The organism is Methylomonas sp. DH-1, from assembly GCF_046097555.1.
In the GTDB taxonomy this organism is placed as follows: domain Bacteria; phylum Pseudomonadota; class Gammaproteobacteria; order Methylococcales; family Methylomonadaceae; genus Methylomonas; species Methylomonas koyamae.
This window is the reverse complement of sequence record NZ_CP143089.1, coordinates 4,007,573-4,024,761: the sequence shown is the minus strand read 5'-3', so window position 1 is coordinate 4,024,761 and position 17,189 is coordinate 4,007,573. Positions and strand designations below refer to the sequence as shown.

Sequence of the window (17,189 nt, the reverse complement as noted above, 5' to 3'; positions counted from 1 at the left end):
CGGCATGGCGGAGGCATTGGATTTATTGATGGTAGTGCCGGCGCGCAGCGGCTCCAAAGGCTTGCCGGACAAAAACATCCGGCCGTTGGCCGGCAAACCGTTATTGAGCTGGACCGCGCAAACCATCGGCGAGGCCGGGTTGCCCAAGGCCTTGGCCGTGTTGTCCACCGACTCGGAACAGTATGCCGAAATCGGCCGCGGCAGCGGACTGGCGGTGCCGTTTTTGCGTCCGGCCTGCCATGCCACGGATGCCGCATCGTCGCTGCAAGTGGTGGAACATGCCTTGGGCTGGTTTCGCCAGCATTACGCTTATCTGCCGGCCTGGGTCATGTTGTTGCAACCGACCTCGCCGTTCCGCAGCCCGGCTATACTTCGCCAGGCGATGGCATTGGCTAACGGCGGTAACGTCGCGGCGGTAATCGGCTGCAAGGAAATTCAGCGCAACCTGACCACCTTATTCCAATTATGCGACGGCTTTATGCAGGCGCTGGACAACCGGCAACCGACTCAAGCCAGCCGGCAACAAAGCCGGCCGTTACTGACGCCGAATGGCGCGATGTATTTGTGCCGGACCGATTTTTTGTTGACGCATAAGTCGTTTTACCCGCCGCAGACCGTGCCGTTGGTGATGAACGCCATTCAGAGTCTGGATATCGACACCGAGGAGGACTGGGCGATTGCCGAGGCCTTCGTCAAACAAGGTTTGCTATGAATAAAGTTTTAGTGACCGGCGCCGACGGTTTCATCGGCTCCCATTTGACCGAAATGCTGGCGGCGCGCGGCTGCGAAGTGCGCGCCTTGGCCCAGTACAATTCGTTCAATTCCTGGGGCTGGTTGGATGACGTCGCCTGCAAGAACGGCATCGACGTGGTGTGCGGCGACGTGCGCGACCCGGCGTTGTGCCGCAGCCTGTGCCAGGGCATCGATACCGTATTCCACTTGGCAGCGTTGATCGCGATTCCGTATTCCTACGCGGCGCCGGACAGTTACGTCGATACCAATATCCGCGGCACCCTGAATATTTGCCAGGCGGCGCGCGATGCCGGCGTCGGCCGGGTGATCCATACCTCGACCAGCGAAGTTTACGGCACTGCCCAATACGTGCCGATCGACGAAAAGCACCCGCTGCAACCGCAGTCGCCGTATAGCGCCTCGAAGATAGCCGCCGATGCGATGGCGATGAGTTTCTTCAATGCCTTCAATCTGCCGCTGACGATTGCCCGGCCGTTCAACACGTATGGTCCGCGCCAATCCGCCAGAGCGGTGATTCCGACCATCATCAGCCAGATCGCCGCCGGCAAGAAGCAAATCCAATTGGGCGACGTGTCGCCGACCCGCGATTTCAATTACGTCGAGGATACTTGCCGCGGCTTTATCGCGTTGGCCAAGTCCGACAACACCGTCGGCGAAACGGTCAATATCGGTTCCAATTTCGAAATTTCGGTCGGCGACACGCTGAACTTGATCAAGCGCATCATGGCCAGCGATGTCGAATTTCTGCTCGACCAGCAGCGCTTGCGGCCGGAAAAATCCGAAGTCAACCGGCTGTGGTGCGATAACGCCAAGATCAAGGCCTTGACCGGCTTTACCCCTCAGGTGCCGTTGGAAGAGGGCCTGCGCCGTACCGTGGCCTGGTTTAGCGAAGCGGGCAATCTGAAAAAGTACAAAACGGATATTTACAATGTTTGAGCGCTTCGTCGGTTTCGTCCGCGAGATTTACCAGACCGACGCCTTCATTCCGTTGCACGAACCGCGCTTTGGCGGCAACGAAAAACGCTATCTGAACGACGTGATCGATAGCACGTTCGTGTCCAGCGTCGGGCCGTACGTGACGGAGTTCGAAAACAAGATTGCCGAGTATTGCGGCGCCAAACATGCCGTCGCTACCGTCAACGGTACCGCGGCGTTGCATATCGCCTTGTTGCTGGCCGGTGTCCGCCCAGGCGACGAGGTCATTGCCCAGGCAGTGACTTTTGTCGCCACTTGCAACGCGATCCATTACTGCGGCGCCGAGCCGGTGTTCGTCGATGTCGATTGCGCGACTTTGGGCTTATCGCCCGCGGCGTTGGCGGCGTTTCTCGAGCAACACGGCGAACGCCGCGCCGACGGCGTTTACAACAAAACCAGCGGCAAACGCATCGCCGCCTGCCTGCCGATGCACACCTTCGGCCATCCCTGCGATATGGCCGGTTTGCTGGAGGTTTGCGAGGCTCACGATCTGCCGATGGTCGAAGACGCAGCGGAGGCGTTGGGTAGCGGGATTTTTCATGATGTAGGCCGGAATCAGCCCGCTGCAGCGGCAGCCGAGCCGCATTTATTCCAGCCTAATGAACTAACCAAGCCTAAGCACTGCGGCACCTTCGGCAAGCTCGGCGTGATCAGTTTCAACGGCAACAAAATCATCACCACCGGTGGCGGCGGCATGATTTTGACCGACGACGACGATCTGGCCCGGCAGGCTAAGCATTTGACCACGACCGCCAAATTGGCGCATGCCTGGAAATTCGAACACGACCAAATCGGCTTTAACTATCGGATGCCGAACTTAAATGCGGCGCTGGGTTTGGCGCAACTGGAGCAATTGCCGGCTTTCGTCGTAGCCAAACGCAAACTCGCAGCCCGCTATTTGGCTTGGGGCGCGGCGAACGGCGTCAGCGTTCTGCAAGAGCCGGAAACTGCACGTGCCAATTACTGGCTCAACGCTCTGATGCTCGACGATCTTGCCCAGCGCGACGCCTTTCTGGCATACAGCAACGCCCAAGGCGTGATGGCCCGGCCGCTGTGGGAATTGATGCCGAACTTACCGATGTACCGGCATTGCCAATGCGACGGTCTGGAAAATTCGCGCTGCCTGGCCGACCGTGTGGTTAACGTGCCCAGCAGTGTGGTGTTTTGATGGCCGAGCCACGCAAAATCTGCGTCGTTACCGGCTCGCGGGCCGAATACGGCTTGCTGTATTGGCTGATGAAAGAGATTGCCGGCGATCCCGAGCTGGCGTTGCAATTGATCGCCACCGGCATGCACTTGTCGCCGGAGTTCGGTTTGACTTGGCGCCAAATCGAAGCCGACGGTTTTACGATAAACCGCAAGGTGGAAATGCTGCTGTCGTCGGATACCCCGGTCGGCATCAGCAAGGCGATGGGCCTGGGTTTGATCGGCTTCGCCGATGCCTTGGCCGAGTTGCAGCCGGATATCGTCGTCGTGCTAGGCGACCGTTTCGAAATTTTCGCGGCGGCGCAGGCGGCGGTGAATTTACGGATTCCGCTGGCCCATATCCATGGCGGCGAGCTCAGCGAAGGCGCGGTCGACGACGCGATCAGGCATGCGTTAACCAAATTGTCACATATGCATTTCACCGCCGCCGAAGTCTACCGGCAACGGGTGATTCAACTCGGCGAACAGCCGGAGCGGGTATTCAACGTCGGCGCGCCGGGCCTGGACCAAATTGTCCGCTTGCCGCTGTTGTCGCGTACCGAATTGGAAGCAGCCATCGGTTTCAAGTTGGCCGAGCGCAATCTGTTGGTAACCTTTCATCCGGCGACCTTGGAGCAAGCTAGCGCTGCCGAGCAATTCGACCAACTACTGTTGGCCTTGGACGAATATCCCGAGGTTCATGTCATTTTTACCTACAGCAATGCCGACGCCGACGGCCGCGTCATCGCTGAATTGATCGAAGGCTACCGCCAGCGTTGGCCGCAGCGGGTAGTGGCCTTCGTCTCGTTGGGTTCGCTGCGTTATTTATCGGCGATGCGCCAGGTCGATGCGGTGGTCGGCAATTCGTCCAGCGGTTTGTTGGAAGCGCCGGCCTTCAAGATTCCTACCGTCAATATCGGCGACCGCCAGCGCGGCCGTTTGTGCGCCGCCAGCGTACTGCATTGCCCGCCACGAGCCGATGCGATCAAAACCGCGCTGGAACAAGTCTGGTCCGGCGAATTGGCGCCGGTATTGGCGAATTTGCAGCATCCTTACGGTAGCGGCGGCGCATCGGCCGCGATCAAACAGGTGTTGCAAAGCACCGATTTGAATGGATTATTGAAAAAGCGGTTTTACGATTTGGAACGGCCTGCATGAGCCACTGGTTTTACGATTTCCTGGCGGCGCTTGGCTACAGCCATCCGCTGCATCCGGTGCTGGTACACGTACCGGCCGGTATGTCAATCGGCGCGTTGGGGTTTTCGATATTGGCGGCGCTGACCAAACAGGCGGCCTTTCGCGCTACGGCCTACCATGTGGCGGTGTTTGCGCTGGCGTTTACCCTGTTGGCGATTCCGGTCGGCATTTTCGATTGGCAGCGTTTTTACGGCGGGGCCTGGTTTTTCGAGATTCAAATCAAGGCTGTGTTAGCTGCACTGTATCTGCTGCTGATCGCCAGCGCTGCGGTGATTGGCCGCCGGTGCCTTGAGTCGAGAGCGTTGCCGGTATTGTATTTTGCTAGCGTAGTCACGGTAGCCGGCCTGGGCTTTTTCGGCGGCCAGTTGGTCTATCACGGCTTTACGCCGGAAGCGCCGGTGCAATTCAAAATCGGCCGCCAGGTGTTCGACAGCCATTGCTCCGGCTGCCACCGCCGCGGCGAAAACATCATCGAACCCAACATGCCGCTGCGCAATGCGCCGCAATTGCACGATTTCGCCGAGTTTTTGGCGTTTATCCGCAATCCGCGCATGCCCGACGGCTCGCCGGGTGTGATGCCGCAATTCGGCAGCGATCGGATCAGCGATCCGAATGCCCGGGAACTGTTCGATTATCTGAATTTTGCCTTCGTTGCATCGAACCGGCTGGCTTCGGCTCAGTAACGCTGCGCCATTGCGCTGAGCGGCAGCGGTTTGATCTTGCCGGCGTGGCCGGCGCAGCCGAAGGCTTCGTAACGTTCGCGGCACAAAGCCTGCATTGCGTCGCGCGCCGCGGCATAAGTTTTGCGGGCATCCAGTTCCGCTACGTGCTCCGGTTGCGCCAGAAAGCGGCGCATTGCCCCGGTCGAGGCCATGCGCAGGTCGGTGTCGATGTTGACCTTGCGCACGCCGTATTTGATACCCTCGACGATTTCCGCGACCGGCACGCCGTAAGTTTGCGGAATCTCGCCGCCATGGGCGTTGATGACTTCCAGCCATTCCTGCGGTACCGAGCTTGAGCCGTGCATGACGAAATGCATGTGCGGCAGGCGCTGCTGCAATTCTTTCAAGCGCTTGATCACCAATACTTCGCCGGTCGGCGGTTTGCTGAATTTGTAGGCGCCGTGGCTGGTGCCGATCGCGACGGCCAGCGCGTCGACGCCGGTAAGTTCGACGAATTGTGCGGCTTCGTCGGGATCGGTCAATAGTCGGCTGTGGTCGGCGCCGGATTTGGCTTCCAGCGAACCCAGACAACCGATTTCGCCTTCCACCGACACGCCGCAGGCATGGGCCATGTCGACCACTTTGCGCGTGACTGCGACGTTGTATTCGAACGAGGCCGGGGTTTTCATGTCCTCCAAAAGCGAGCCGTCCATCATCACCGAACTGAAGCCGTTTTGGATCGCTTGGGCGCAAATCGCCGGACTGGGCCCGTGGTCGCGGTGCATCACGACCGGAATATGCGGATATTGCTCGACGGCGGCCTGGATCAAATGGCGCAGGAAGATTTCGCCGGCATAGCGGTTGGCGCCGGCCGAACCCTGCATGATCACCGGGCTGTCGCAAGCGTCGGCCGCCTGCATGATGGCCTGTACCTGTTCCATGTTGCTGATGTTGAAGGCCGGGACGGCAAAGCTGTGTTCGGCGGCGTAGTCGAGTAGTTGTTTCAGTGAAATGATGGCCATATTCGATTTGCTGGAGTGGTCTGAATGGCGGGTTTACCCGTTGGGCCGGCTGCTAGCGTGCGGTCCGGCTCGAGCGGCGGATTGCCCAGGCGCAATTTTACACGTTTAACACCGATACCCGGCAGGGTACAGACAGAGACGGTTTCAGTTGCCGTTTGGTAACGAAGCTTGGCTGGTCGAGTCCGGTAGTGGCAAGCCAACGTCCAATGTTGGTGTCGAAAAATTTTACAAGTCTTGGCGGCGCCGCCGGCCGAGTAGGAATAACTTTTTGAATAAAAAGCAATATTCGGTTTGGTGCACTTCCTGCTTGAAAAAACGGTTGGTCTTTAAAACCAAGGGCCGCGCGATTCAAAATATTTTAGGAGTTCGATTATGAAAGATCATTTTGGCTGTTTACGTCGAGTGTGTTTGGCCGGGTTGTTGGCGTTTTCTTCCGCCCAGGCGAATGCGTCTTACCAAGTACTGAACGTGGCTGGGACGGCCGGCCCGTGGGTGTGGGAAGTCGGCGGTTTGAACGACGCTTACCGTTACGGCGTCGGTGCGGACGGCAGCGACGCGATTCCGGATTACACCGCGCCGGCCCGGCTGAAATTGTCCGATATCGGCGTCGGTGCGGGCGATGTGCTGCACATTTTCTTTCTCGGCGGTTTGACCAATGCGTTCGGCGATATACCCGATGTCAATAACAACGGTTACGTCGGCAGCGTTTTTAAAGACGACGAGTTGGGCGCGAGCGGACAGGTATTTCCCAGTTACTACTACGAAAGCGAATGGGGCAAAACCCAGAATCCAAGCGATCCGGCGCCTTACGGCTTGTTTTTGCAGGCCTTGCTCGGCGCATTGACCGATGACAACGGCGGTATCATCGAATTGTTGACGTTGGGTACCGTGGTTTATACCGGCGAAGGACAGGGCTTTTTGGTCGGGTCCAGTTTCGGCATTCCGGACGGAGCCACCCACATACAGTTCGGTTTCAACGACGATATCTTCGGCGACAATACCGGCGCGCTGAACGTCTGCGTTAGCAGCGAAGACAACCAATGCGCGCCGCCGGTGCCGCTGCCGGGCGCGGTCTGGTTTTTCGCCAGCGGCATCGCCGGCTTCCTGGCCTATCAGCGTAAACGCCGGGCTTAGACCCAATCCCGTTTCGGAGCAGGAACCGGTTATCCGCACCGAATTCCGCTCCGAACCCCCCATCGGCTCGACCATACCGCTTCGCTTGGTGCGGCCGCGCCTGTATCCTGTTCAAGCAATCGTTTAAAGCCTTTCTTCGCCGCCATTTCCGCGTTCGAGGCAGCAGGCCGTTGCCGATTGGGCTAACCTTTACGCTTTAGCCAGTCATGGCCGGATGCGGCCGGGGAGTCAAGAAAGGCATGAGCCGGGTTTTTATCATCGCCGAGGCGGGCGTCAACCATAACGGAAGTCTGGAAACTGCGATGCGCCTGGTGGACGCGGCGGCGGCGGCAGGTGCCGATGCGGTTAAGTTCCAGACATTCAAGGCCGAAAAACTGGTCACGCAAGCGGCAGCCAAAGCCGAGTACCAAAAGCAAACCACCGATGCCGGGGAAAGCCAGCTCGACATGCTGCGTAAGCTGGAGTTGAAGTACGAATTTCATGTCCAATTGCGCGATTATTGCCGCCGCCGCCATACCGAGTTTTTGTCTACTGCCTTCGATTTCGACAGTTTGCGGTTTTTGGCCGACGAAGTCGGGGTCGCCAAACTGAAAGTTCCGTCCGGCGAAATCACCAACGGCCCGTTCTTATTGGCGCATGCCGAGACTGGTAAAGACATCATTCTTTCCACAGGCATGGCGACGTTGGGCGAAGTGGAAACCGCGTTGGGCGTGCTGGCCTTCGGTTATCTGGGCTGGGAGCGGCCGGGCTTGGCGCGGTTTCGCGAAGCTTACGCATCGGCGCCAGGGCAGGCCATGTTGCGGCAAAAAGTGACGCTGCTGCATTGCACCAGCGAATATCCGACGCCGCCCGAACATGTAAATTTAAAGGCCATGGACACGTTGGCCCAAGCTTTTGGCTTGCCGGCTGGATATTCCGACCACACCGAGGGCTTGGCGGTGCCGATTGCCGCGGCGGCGCGCGGCGCGGTATTGATCGAGAAACATTTTACGTTGGACCGGAGGGCGAAAGGTCCCGACCATCAAGTGTCGCTGGAGCCGGATGAGCTAAAGCAAATGGTCGCGGCGGTCAGGAGTATCGAACGGGCGCTCGGTTCGCCGCTAAAAATACCGCAGCCGGTCGAGTTGCAAACGCGCGAGGTGGCCCGCAAGAGCCTGGTTGCGGCAGCGCCCATCGCAGCGGGCGAATTGTTTAGCGTCGAAAATTTGGCGTGTAAACGTCCCGGCACCGGACTGAGTCCGATGGAATATTGGCGTTTTTTGGGTACTGCCAGCTCGCAAAACTATGCCATCGACGATTTGCTTGGCGATCGGCGGGAGCTGCTATGAGAAAGCCGGTGGTGTTGCTCGGTAGCGGCGGCCATGCCAAAGTGTTGTTGGGCATGTTGCAGCGTTGCGGCTACGAAATAGCCGGCGTGACCGATCCGGCGCGCGTACCCGGCAGCGAATGGCTGGGCTGCCGGATTCTGGGCGGAGACGAGGCGGTAAGCGGCTTCGATCCGGATCGAGTGTTATTGGTCAACGGCATGGGCTCTTTGCCGCGCGACGGCGGCTTGCGGCGAAAGCTGTTCGACGACTTCACGGCCGCCGGCTACCGCTTCCAGAGCGTGTTGGACCCGGCGGCGTTTGTGGTCGACCAGGTACGTTTGGCCGCCGGAGTCCAGGTCATGGCCGGAGCTGTGATTCAAGTTGGCGTGTTAATTGCTGAGAACTGTATCATCAACAGCGGAGCGGTCGTCGACCATGAATGCCGGATCGGCCGGCACGTGCATATCGCGCCGGGAGCGGTTTTGAGCGGCGGTGTGGAAATCGGTGACGGCGCCCATATTGGCACCGGTGCGGTCGTGATTCAGGGCATCCATATTGGCAGCGGCAGCATCGTTGGTGCCGGCAGCGTCGTGACAAAGGACATCGGCGCGCAACAGATCGTGTATCCGGCTCGTTCTCAGATTCAGGATTTATAGAAGAGATGAAACAACATTGGCAACAGGTATTGATCAGGCCGGAAGCGAGCCTGCGGACGACAATAGAAGTGATCGACCGCGGTGCGCTGCAAATTGCGCTGGTGGTGGACGACCAGGAAAAATTGGTCGGCGTCGTCACCGACGGCGATATCCGCCGGGCGCTGATCCGCGGTTTGTCGTTGGAGCATCCGGTGGCCGAAGTCATGAACAAGCGGCCGAAGGTGGCGAATCTGCTGGATAGCAAAACTCAGTTGATTGCGATGATGGAGGGGCACCACCTCTACCAATTGCCGGTGGTCGACGAACAAGGCCGGGTGGTGCGGCTGGAGTCGCTGCAGGCTTTGTACAAGCAACCGTCGTTTCCGAATCCGGTATTTTTGATGGCGGGCGGTTTCGGCAAGCGTTTGCGGCCTTATACCGACGATTGCCCGAAGCCGTTGCTGGAAATCGGCGGCAAGCCAATTTTGCAGACCATTATCGAGAATTTCGTCAAATCCGGCTTTCGCCAGTTTTTCATTGCGGTGCACTACAAGGCCGACCAAATCAAAAACTATTTCGGCGACGGCGGCCGCTGGGGGATTTCGATCAGTTATATCGACGAGGCCGAGCCGATGGGCACTGCCGGTGCGATCGGCTTGCTGCCGGTAGAATTGCCGGACGTGCCGTTGATCGTGATGAACGGCGATATTCTGACCCAGATCGACTTTTCCCGGCTGTTGGCTTACCACAACGAACAGCAGGCAATCGCCACGATGTGCGTCAGGCAATACGAGTACCAAATTCCTTACGGCGTGGTCTCGGCAGAGCAGCAACGCATCGTCGGTATTGAGGAAAAACCGCTGCAGAGCTGTCTGGCTAACGCGGGAATTTATGTGTTAGATCACAGTTTGATCAAGAGCATTGCCGAGCAAAAAAAGCTGGACATGCCGACTCTTTTCAATCAGCAAATCGCTCTAGGCGAGACGGTGTCTATGTTTGCGGTCAACGACTACTGGCTGGACATCGGCCGCGAAGCCGATTTTTTGCGCGCCCAGGGCGAATTTGCCCAATATTTTTGAAACTGCGGGGTTAAAGTTATCCAAAACGACGCCGATACATCCTTCGAGTTCGAAATGAAACATTTTTCTTCAGTCACTTAACCAACATCAGTCGTTTCCGCTTATGCAGCAGGGCGTACTAGGAGGATAACATCATGTCAATGGTCATCAATACCAACGTAGCTTCCTTAACCAGCCAACGGTTATTGAGCAACACAACCAACTCGCTGAAAACCTCGATGGAGAGATTGTCTTCCGGTTTGCGGGTTAACTCTGCCAAAGACGACGCTGCCGGTTTGGCGATCAGCGACGGCATGACCTCGCAAATCAGAGGTATGACGGTTGCGATCCGCAATGCCAACGACGGTATTTCAATGGCGCAAACCGCGGAAAGTGCGATGGGTTCCATCACCGAAACCATGCAACGGATGCGGGACTTGGCGGTCCAGGCTTCCAACTTCGGTGCGGTAAGCTCTAGCGACCGGGAAAAACTGCAAACCGAATTCAAACAATTAGGCGACGAGATCGGCCGTATCATTAAAAATACCGAGTTCAACGGTAAAAAAGTGTTGAACGGATCGCTGCAAAACGTTAACTTCCAAGTCGGCGCCGGTACTTCGGCCAATAACCAGATTTCGATTAACGTCAGTGATTTGGCGACCGCTTCCGGTATACAATCGCTGTTCAGTACCAATGCGGTCTCGATCGGTTCCGGCGCGGCTTCTGCCGATACCCGAAATGCAATAGACGCCATTGATAACGCGATCAAGAAGATCGATAATTTCCGCTCGACTCTGGGTGCGATCCAAAACCGCTTCACCACGACCATCGGTAATTTGCAGTCTTCTATCGAAAACCAAAGTGCAGCCCGGTCCAGAATCATGGATGCCGATTTCGCATCCGAAACGTCTAACCTGAGCCGTACCCAAATTCTGCAACAAGCCGGTACCGCGATGCTGGCGCAAGCTAACCAATCATCGCAAACAGTGCTCAGCTTGCTTAGATAAGGTTGAGAGGAAGGCTGCTTGATGCGGCCTTCCGTCATGTTTAATTAAACAAGGGTTAATGTCATGAACAGTGAAATTACAAATGTGTTGAAGCTGGTTCCTGTGACTACCGTAAAAACCGATAAGCAAGAGACTGGTAAAGTACCGCCTCAAAACGCGAAGGCAGCAACCGATCGGGGCGACAACAATGTCGCCGCTTTATCTCAAGACAAGCAAAGCGCCACCAATGCTTTGTCCGGTAACGAGAAAAAAGACAAAGCCGATCAGAAGCCGCCTTTAGAGGTGGTCCGGCAAGCCGCAAAAGAGGGAAACTCCATACTGCAAGCGACTCAACGTAACTTGCAGTTCAAAGTCGACGACGACACCAAGGAAGTTGTAGTCAAAATCGTCGATAGCGAGAGTGGAGAACTGGTGCGGCAAATTCCATCCGAAGAAATGTTGGCTTTTATTAGGCGGATGCAGGAACTGCAAGGCGACCAGGGTTCGGTGATTCAGGATCGAGCCTAGTCAAGCTTGGGAGAGTGTCATGAGCATAGTGTCTTCGACTGGCCTTGGTAGCGGTATCGACATTCAGTCGCTGGTAACGCAACTCGCAACGGCCGAAACCCAGCCGCAATTGAATGCGATACAGCGGCATCGGGATACGGCCAGTGCCCGGCTGAGTGGATTGGGGACATTAAAGAGCGCACTATCGGACTTTCAAACGGCAATCAATGCGTTGAAAGACGGTAGTGCCTTTCGCGCGCATACCAGCTCGTCTTCGGATGAGTCCAAGCTCAAAATTACGGCGGACGCGTATGCGGCTACCGGAACGTATTCGTTGGAAATCACGCAGTTGGCCAAAGCGAAAAAAGCGGTTGCCAATGTCGAGTTTACCGGCGGCGTGACGAGTGCTTTGAACTCGGGCACGCTATCGTTTTCTGCGGCCTCGGGCGATAGCTTCGATGTTACGGTAGACAGTAGTAACAATACCTTGGAAAAACTGCGCGATGCGATCAATAAAGCCGACGGCAATACCTTTGTCTCGGCCAGTATCGTCAACGTCGATAATGCGACGCATACCGGAACGGTTTCGAAACTGGTGTTGACCGCAAAAAATACCGGTACCGCAAGCGGCTTTACCGTAAGCGGCACCGATGACGGTACTATCGGCGGCAACGTCAGCCTGTCCCAACTTTCCGACGCTAACCTGGATATAAAAACCCCGGCGCAGGACGCGGTGATCTCCATCGACGGCCAAGTTGCTACCAGAAGCAGCAATAGCATTACCGATGTATTGCCCGGCGTCACATTAAATTTGGCGGCGCAAACCGAGGTCAATACTCCGGTGACTATCAATGTTGGAGTCGATAACGATGCGATAGCGAATAGCATCAATGCCTTCGTCACCGCGTACAACAAATTGAATTCCACGGTGAAAAACCTTGGCAAATACGGTGGTAGCACCGATGGCAGCGGTAGCGGCAATGGCGCATTGATCGGCGATTCGACTTTGCGTTACGTAGCGACTCAAATCCGGCAGAATACGACCGGAACGGTTTCTTCCGCCAGCGGCAATTTCAACTCGTTGGCGATGATCGGGGTTTCCATCGATAAAGCCGGCGTGATGTCGTTGGACAGTGCCAAATTGAAAACCGCCTTGGCTGCGAATTTTCAATCGGTCAGCGATGTGTTTTCGTCTACCGACGGCGTCGCGACCCGCTTGGCTGGCAAGCTGTCGGGGCTGTTGCAATCCGGCGGCTCGATAGACAGCCAGCAAACCTCGTTGAACAAAACCATTTCCAAGCTGGACGACCAAAAAGACGACGTCAATGTCAGGTTCCAGCGGGTGCAGGCGGCTTTACAGAAACAATTTATCGCAATGGACAGTGCGGTCGGGCAATTTAAGAGCACGGGTTCTTTTCTGACCAATTGGATTAACTCGTTGTAATAGGGGAATAACATGTACGCAATGGCGAAAACTCGAAACGGTGCAAGGCAATACGCGGATGTGCATACCTCTAGCGGTTTGGGAGAGGAGTCTCCGCACCGGTTGATACAAATGCTGATGGAAGGCTTTCTGGCTCGAATCAATTCCGCCAAAGGCGCGATTGCCCACGGCGATCTGGAAGCCAAGAGCGTCTACATCTCCAAAGCCATGGGCATCATCGGCGGCTTGAACGAGGCGGTCGACATCGAACAGGGCGGCGATATCGCTGCCAATCTGAATCAGTTGTATAACTATATCAACCTGCGTTTATTGCAAGCCAGCGGCGAGAATAGCGAGCAGATCTTGGACGAAGTCGCGTCATTGATGAAAGATATCAAAGAGGCGTGGGATGTCATCGGCTGAGGCGGCAGGCGACGAACCCGACCGCAGCATCGACAATTACGCGGCGGTGCTGCTGGATTTCAAAAGCCGGATCCAACAATGCCTGGCAAAAGCCGAATGGGACGAGCTTCCGGGCATTTTGGCTTCCAGGCAGGCTTACTTGGAGCACATCGCCAGCCAGCCGATACCCGACGAGCGTCGGGAATGGGTCAAGCAAATTGCCTTGTCCACATTAGCCGACGATGCCGAATTCTTGAGCAAGGTCGAAGCCGACAAATCGGCGATGGCAAAACAACAGCAATCGCTGGAACGCGGAATCCGCGCCACCCAAGCTTACAAAAGCACCTGACATCCCCGTTGAATCGCCACTGATTTCTCGCAGGCTCGGACCTTTGAGAGAGTGGAGCGACTAAAGAGTCCCGCCCCAAAAAATAATATTCCCCGGAAATCCGGGCGCCTGCCGTCCGCATCTAGCGGCAACATCCAAGCGAATACCAGTAAGGGTTGGGCTGCGATTCAATCGATTTCGGCTAAGTTTTGCTGCGCGGCGAAAACTTGCGCAGCCGGATCGGCCGTTCGGAAACCGGCTACGGCACAACCAAAGCCCTAGCGGATGCCGATCCAAGCTTTATTGCCTGAACCAGTATCGTTTTATTTCACAACGCGCAGTTGCGGTTTTTGCGGCGGTTTGGGTTCGGTGGGGGCCGGTGGGGTTTCGTCGTCGGTATCGTCCGGATCGAAGATCATGCCTTTGCCGTTTTCTTTGGCGTAAATCGCCAGTACGGCTTTGCAGGGGGCGACGATACGCATGGCTTTGCCGGCAAAGCGGGCGTTGAATTGTATTTCGTCGTTACCCAAATTTAGCCCTTGAATGGCCTCCGGCCGGATGTTCAGCACGATGCGGCCGTCCTCGACGAAATCGGTCGGTAGCACGACACCGGGATATTCGGCATTAACTAATAAATGCGGAGTCAGGCTGTTGTCGACGATCCATTCGTAAATGGAGCGGATCAGATAAGGTTTTAATGGGGTCATTTGCTTGCAAGTTGCATCATGTCTTTTTCTTCGCGGCTCAAGCTTTCCTGGAAGGCTTTGCGGCCGAATAAACGATTGGCATAGGCCGTGATGCCTTTGCCGAGTCCGGCGATGTCGATGCCGATGCTCGGCAGGCGCCACAAAAACGGCGCCATCGCGCAATCGATCAGGGAATATTCTTCGCTCATAAAATAAGGCGTGGCTTCGAAGACCGGCGCCGCCGCGATCAAGCTTTCCCGCAACAGTTTCTTGGCTTTTGCCGCTTTCTTATCGCCGTGAATCTGGACTTCCTCCAGTAACGGGTACCATTCCTGGTCGATGCGTTTGATCAACATCCTGGCGTTGGCGCGGGACACGGGGTCCATCTGGTGTAGGGCGGGGTGGGGGAAGCGTTCGTCGAGGTATTCCATGATGATGCGGGCGTCGTACAGAACCAGATCGCGTTCGACGAAGGTGGGCGCGTTGCCGTTCGGGTTCAATTCCAGCAAGTCTTCCGGCGGATCGTTCGGGTCGAAAAATTCGATGTCGGCCGGTACGCCTTTCTCATGCACCACCAGCCTGGCGCAGTGGCTCATTATGCAATTGGCCGAGCTGAAAAGAGTCATTGCGGATTTTCGGCTGGAGATGTTTGCCACGAATTGAACCTCTTTGAGAAACGGTATTTGAATCGCGGCTGATTGTAGCATGGATGATCGGGCTTTTGGGTTGGGCGGCCCGGCCCGGAAGCGGCGTATTTCGCCGGTTTCAGCTTGGCTGGCCGGTCCGGTCCGGGTCAAACTCAACCGAGTTTGACGATGATGTCTTCCATTACGTTGGCGGTGGCGTGGACCTTGTCGGCGGCATTGGAAAGATGGCGGTAGAGCTCGCGTTGTTTAAACATATTCAAATAATCGTCGCCCTGGAATAAGTCGGCGATGGCCTTGCGGTACATTTTCTCGATGCGCCGCTCCGAATGGCGGGCGGCAAAGGCATGCGGCTCGGCGCCGCGCGGTTGCTTTCCCAGCACTGCAAAGCCTTTTTCCAAGGCGTTGATGCCGACTTGCAACTCCTGCACCATGGCCAGCGAATGCCGGTCCGGCTCCAGTTGCAGCGCCTGCATTTCGTTGTAAGTGCTTTTGCAATAGGTGACGATGCTGTCCAGCGCCGCAATCGCCCGGTAAATGTCTTCGCGGTCCATCGGCGTCGCGAACGAGCTGTTAAGCGCGTGCAAATTGCGCATCCGCAGACGGTCGGCTTCGTGTTCGTCTTCCTTCAACATCTCGCCGGCGGCTATGCATTCGCTGGCCATGAACCGGGCCAGGTTATCGACCGTGACGCATACCTGGCGGCATTGCTCGTGCAATAGCAGGTAAAAATCGGCAGTTTTCGGGAAAATCCGTTGCAGGATGCGTGAAATGACAGACGTGTTTCGGCTTGGCATGGCGGTTTAAAGTCCCAATGCGGGCAAATGGCTGATCGCCGTAAAACTCAAGCCGGCGATCAGCGCCGAACCCGGAATTGTGATCAGCCAGGTTTCCAATATTTCCCAGGCTTTGCCCCAATGCACGGTGCGCGGCCGCTCCGAGGCGCCGATGCCCATGATCGACGCCGCTACGACATGGGTTGTGGACACCGGCGCACCGCACAACGAGCCGGCGAATATGGCGCCGCAGGCGCTCAATTGCGAATTCAAGGCATGAATCGGTCGGATTTTGTAGATCGAGAAACCCAGCGTGCGGACGATGCGCCAACCGCCGGTCAGCGTGCCGGCCGTCATTGCGCCGGCGCAGAGCAAGATCACCCACCCGGGTACCCGAAAACTATCGATGGCGCCGCCGAGCAACAGCACCAACGTCAAAATACCCATGCTTTTTTGGGCGTCGTTGCTGCCGTGAGCGAAGGCCAACGCCGCAGCGGTCAACCATTGGCTTTGTTGCAAATATTTGTTGATGCGCGGATGGGCGGCGCGCAGTAAAAACATGGTCAGCCGCTGCAGCACGAAGCCGGCGAAAAAGCCCAAAAGCGGCGATAGGCACAAGGCCAGCAAAACTTTACTGAAGCCGTCGAATTCTCCGTGGCGCAGCTCTGCGAATCCCCAATAAACCGGTTCGGCGCCGGCCGACACCACTACCGCGCCTATCAATCCGCCCACCAGTGCGTGCGATGAGGACGAGGGCAAGCCCCGCCACCAGGTGAACAAGTTCCAGGCGACTGCGGCGAATAAGCCGGAGATGACGATGGGCAAGGCTTGGCCTTTGGGAAGGTGCGATAGATCGATCAGGTTGCCCAGTGTGTTGGCGACTGCCGAGCCGCCCAGAACCGGCCCGAGAAACTCGCCGCAAGCCACGACCAGGACGGCTTGGAGCGGAGTCATCGCCCTGGAGGCGACGACTCCTGCAATGATATTGGAGGCGTCGTGAAAGCCGTTGGTATAGTCGAATACCAGCACGATCGCGGCGGCGAGCACAATGAGCGGTAGCAAGCCCTCCAATGCCGGTTACAGCCGTGCCGTTAGTTGATGACGTTGTGGCCGCGTTGCCGCAAGCAGTTGCGGTAAGCGTTCTTGTAGCTGTCGTTGGAATGGATGCCTTGCTGTGCCGCGCCGCCGATACCACCCGCGGCCGCGCCTATGGCGGCGCCTTTGCCGGCGTTGCCGGTTGCCGCACCGATTGCTGCGCCGCCGGCCGCACCGATCAGGCCGCCGACGCCGGCGCCGATTGCGGTATCCTTATAGGTACTTGCGGATTGCGATGCCAACTGTTGGCATTCCTGCATGTCCTGGTTCAATCGGTAAGCATTACGGTCGTTGTAGGTGTCTACGGTCGGTGTCCAGCCGGTGGTGGTCGCGCAGCCGGAAACCAGTAAGCCGGTTGCCAGCAACGATTTCAGCGATAATTTTTGCATGTCATTTCTCCCTATGGTGTCCGCC

General features: G+C 56.9%; 20 protein-coding genes. 14 read left to right on the top strand and 6 right to left on the bottom strand.

Annotated elements, in window-relative coordinates; translation table 11 throughout:
- The first annotated feature begins 4 nt into the window (after positions 1-4).
- The 5 genes from VXJ35_RS18410 to VXJ35_RS18390 are packed head-to-tail and all read left to right on the top strand — an operon-like array spanning position 5 to position 4,793.
- A complete protein-coding gene (locus tag VXJ35_RS18410) occupies positions 5-712 on the top strand; it encodes a cytidylyltransferase domain-containing protein (RefSeq protein ID WP_064022690.1) in 708 nt (235 codons plus the stop codon).
- The gene (locus VXJ35_RS18405; protein ID WP_064022689.1) at positions 709-1,689 is read left to right on the top strand and encodes an NAD-dependent 4,6-dehydratase LegB; all 981 of its coding nucleotides are present in this window, start codon (positions 709-711) and stop codon (positions 1,687-1,689) included. The genes VXJ35_RS18410 and VXJ35_RS18405 overlap by 4 nt, the downstream gene beginning before the upstream one ends.
- Positions 1,682-2,896 carry a LegC family aminotransferase gene (locus VXJ35_RS18400; protein WP_064022688.1) on the top strand — a complete coding sequence of 405 codons (1,215 nt, stop codon included), beginning with the start codon at positions 1,682-1,684 and terminating at the stop codon, positions 2,894-2,896. Before VXJ35_RS18405 ends, VXJ35_RS18400 begins: the two co-directional genes overlap by 8 nt.
- Entirely contained in the window at positions 2,896-4,071 is a 1,176-nt protein-coding gene (gene neuC / locus VXJ35_RS18395; protein WP_064023591.1) for a UDP-N-acetylglucosamine 2-epimerase, read from the top strand. The genes VXJ35_RS18400 and neuC overlap by 1 nt, the downstream gene beginning before the upstream one ends.
- Positions 4,068-4,793: a DUF2231 domain-containing protein gene (locus VXJ35_RS18390; RefSeq protein ID WP_064022687.1), complete on the top strand. Its 726-nt coding sequence runs from the start codon at positions 4,068-4,070 to the stop codon at positions 4,791-4,793. The genes neuC and VXJ35_RS18390 overlap by 4 nt, the downstream gene beginning before the upstream one ends.
- Here VXJ35_RS18390 and fba read toward each other — a convergent pair.
- Positions 4,787-5,794 (bottom strand): class II fructose-bisphosphate aldolase, encoded by a 1,008-nt coding sequence (gene fba, locus VXJ35_RS18385; protein WP_064022686.1) that lies wholly within the window; start codon positions 5,792-5,794, stop codon positions 4,787-4,789. The two genes, VXJ35_RS18390 and fba, sit on opposite strands and share 7 nt — an antisense overlap.
- A gap of 372 nt (positions 5,795-6,166) precedes the next feature.
- Between fba and VXJ35_RS18380 the strand changes: the two genes are divergently transcribed.
- From VXJ35_RS18380 to VXJ35_RS18340, 9 genes are all read left to right on the top strand, one after another.
- On the top strand, positions 6,167-6,928 hold the full coding sequence (locus VXJ35_RS18380; protein WP_157198230.1) for a hypothetical protein: 762 nt from the start codon (positions 6,167-6,169) through the stop codon (positions 6,926-6,928).
- Between the two features lie 239 nt (positions 6,929-7,167).
- Positions 7,168-8,256 carry an N-acetylneuraminate synthase gene (gene neuB / locus VXJ35_RS18375; protein WP_064022684.1) on the top strand — a complete coding sequence of 363 codons (1,089 nt, stop codon included), beginning with the start codon at positions 7,168-7,170 and terminating at the stop codon, positions 8,254-8,256.
- The gene (locus VXJ35_RS18370) at positions 8,253-8,891 is read left to right on the top strand and encodes an acetyltransferase (RefSeq protein WP_054762680.1); all 639 of its coding nucleotides are present in this window, start codon (positions 8,253-8,255) and stop codon (positions 8,889-8,891) included. Before neuB ends, VXJ35_RS18370 begins: the two co-directional genes overlap by 4 nt.
- A 5-nt stretch (positions 8,892-8,896) precedes the next feature.
- Positions 8,897-9,949 carry a nucleotidyltransferase family protein gene (locus VXJ35_RS18365; RefSeq protein ID WP_064022683.1) on the top strand — a complete coding sequence of 351 codons (1,053 nt, stop codon included), beginning with the start codon at positions 8,897-8,899 and terminating at the stop codon, positions 9,947-9,949.
- 134 nt (positions 9,950-10,083) lie between these two features.
- Entirely contained in the window at positions 10,084-10,935 is an 852-nt protein-coding gene (locus VXJ35_RS18360; RefSeq protein ID WP_054762677.1) for a flagellin, read from the top strand.
- Positions 10,936-10,998: 63 nt separating this feature from the next.
- Positions 10,999-11,442, top strand: a complete 444-nt coding sequence (locus tag VXJ35_RS18355; RefSeq protein WP_054762674.1) for a flagellar protein FlaG — start codon at positions 10,999-11,001, stop codon at positions 11,440-11,442.
- Positions 11,443-11,461: 19 nt separating this feature from the next.
- Entirely contained in the window at positions 11,462-12,865 is a 1,404-nt protein-coding gene (gene fliD, locus VXJ35_RS18350) for a flagellar filament capping protein FliD (protein WP_064022682.1), read from the top strand.
- Positions 12,866-12,886: 21 nt separating this feature from the next.
- Positions 12,887-13,267: a flagellar export chaperone FliS gene (gene fliS, locus VXJ35_RS18345; protein ID WP_231914780.1), complete on the top strand. Its 381-nt coding sequence runs from the start codon at positions 12,887-12,889 to the stop codon at positions 13,265-13,267.
- Entirely contained in the window at positions 13,254-13,595 is a 342-nt protein-coding gene (locus VXJ35_RS18340) for a flagellar protein FliT (RefSeq protein WP_064022680.1), read from the top strand. Before fliS ends, VXJ35_RS18340 begins: the two co-directional genes overlap by 14 nt.
- 302 nt (positions 13,596-13,897) lie before the next feature.
- Here the strand turns inward: VXJ35_RS18340 and VXJ35_RS18335 are convergent, their stop codons facing one another.
- The 5 genes from VXJ35_RS18335 to VXJ35_RS18315 all read right to left on the bottom strand — a co-directional run bounded on the left by VXJ35_RS18335 (position 13,898) and on the right by VXJ35_RS18315 (position 17,164).
- Positions 13,898-14,281, bottom strand: coding sequence for a ClpXP protease specificity-enhancing factor (locus tag VXJ35_RS18335; protein WP_064022679.1), 384 nt, complete (start codon positions 14,279-14,281; stop codon positions 13,898-13,900).
- The gene (locus tag VXJ35_RS18330; protein WP_221053498.1) at positions 14,278-14,886 is read right to left on the bottom strand and encodes a glutathione S-transferase N-terminal domain-containing protein; all 609 of its coding nucleotides are present in this window, start codon (positions 14,884-14,886) and stop codon (positions 14,278-14,280) included. The genes VXJ35_RS18335 and VXJ35_RS18330 overlap by 4 nt, the downstream gene beginning before the upstream one ends.
- 173 nt (positions 14,887-15,059) lie before the next feature.
- Positions 15,060-15,701 (bottom strand): DUF47 domain-containing protein, encoded by a 642-nt coding sequence (locus tag VXJ35_RS18325; RefSeq protein ID WP_064022678.1) that lies wholly within the window; start codon positions 15,699-15,701, stop codon positions 15,060-15,062.
- Positions 15,702-15,707: 6 nt separating this feature from the next.
- Positions 15,708-16,742, bottom strand: a complete 1,035-nt coding sequence (locus VXJ35_RS18320; RefSeq protein WP_157198229.1) for an inorganic phosphate transporter — start codon at positions 16,740-16,742, stop codon at positions 15,708-15,710.
- Positions 16,743-16,771: 29 nt separating this feature from the next.
- Positions 16,772-17,164 (bottom strand): glycine zipper family protein, encoded by a 393-nt coding sequence (locus VXJ35_RS18315; protein WP_064022676.1) that lies wholly within the window; start codon positions 17,162-17,164, stop codon positions 16,772-16,774.
- Between the last annotated feature and the right edge of the window lie 25 nt (positions 17,165-17,189).

Coding starts and splice junctions, on each gene's coding strand:
- VXJ35_RS18405 (WP_064022689.1), top strand. CDS start 709: ATGAATAAAGTTTTAGTGACCGGCGCCGACGGTTTCATCGGCTCCCAT.
- VXJ35_RS18390 (WP_064022687.1), top strand. CDS start 4,068: ATGAGCCACTGGTTTTACGATTTCCTGGCGGCGCTTGGCTACAGCCAT.
- VXJ35_RS18370 (WP_054762680.1), top strand. CDS start 8,253: ATGAGAAAGCCGGTGGTGTTGCTCGGTAGCGGCGGCCATGCCAAAGTG.
- VXJ35_RS18335 (WP_064022679.1), bottom strand. CDS start 14,281: ATGACCCCATTAAAACCTTATCTGATCCGCTCCATTTACGAATGGATC.
- VXJ35_RS18355 (WP_054762674.1), top strand. CDS start 10,999: ATGAACAGTGAAATTACAAATGTGTTGAAGCTGGTTCCTGTGACTACC.
- fliS (WP_231914780.1), top strand. CDS start 12,887: ATGGCGAAAACTCGAAACGGTGCAAGGCAATACGCGGATGTGCATACC.
- VXJ35_RS18360 (WP_054762677.1), top strand. CDS start 10,084: ATGTCAATGGTCATCAATACCAACGTAGCTTCCTTAACCAGCCAACGG.
- VXJ35_RS18315 (WP_064022676.1), bottom strand. CDS start 17,164: ATGCAAAAATTATCGCTGAAATCGTTGCTGGCAACCGGCTTACTGGTT.
- fba (WP_064022686.1), bottom strand. CDS start 5,794: ATGGCCATCATTTCACTGAAACAACTACTCGACTACGCCGCCGAACAC.
- VXJ35_RS18410 (WP_064022690.1), top strand. CDS start 5: ATGGCGGAGGCATTGGATTTATTGATGGTAGTGCCGGCGCGCAGCGGC.
- VXJ35_RS18380 (WP_157198230.1), top strand. CDS start 6,167: ATGAAAGATCATTTTGGCTGTTTACGTCGAGTGTGTTTGGCCGGGTTG.
- neuC (WP_064023591.1), top strand. CDS start 2,896: ATGGCCGAGCCACGCAAAATCTGCGTCGTTACCGGCTCGCGGGCCGAA.
- fliD (WP_064022682.1), top strand. CDS start 11,462: ATGAGCATAGTGTCTTCGACTGGCCTTGGTAGCGGTATCGACATTCAG.
- VXJ35_RS18330 (WP_221053498.1), bottom strand. CDS start 14,886: ATGACTCTTTTCAGCTCGGCCAATTGCATAATGAGCCACTGCGCCAGG.
- neuB (WP_064022684.1), top strand. CDS start 7,168: ATGAGCCGGGTTTTTATCATCGCCGAGGCGGGCGTCAACCATAACGGA.
- VXJ35_RS18340 (WP_064022680.1), top strand. CDS start 13,254: ATGTCATCGGCTGAGGCGGCAGGCGACGAACCCGACCGCAGCATCGAC.
- VXJ35_RS18400 (WP_064022688.1), top strand. CDS start 1,682: ATGTTTGAGCGCTTCGTCGGTTTCGTCCGCGAGATTTACCAGACCGAC.
- VXJ35_RS18325 (WP_064022678.1), bottom strand. CDS start 15,701: ATGCCAAGCCGAAACACGTCTGTCATTTCACGCATCCTGCAACGGATT.
- VXJ35_RS18365 (WP_064022683.1), top strand. CDS start 8,897: ATGAAACAACATTGGCAACAGGTATTGATCAGGCCGGAAGCGAGCCTG.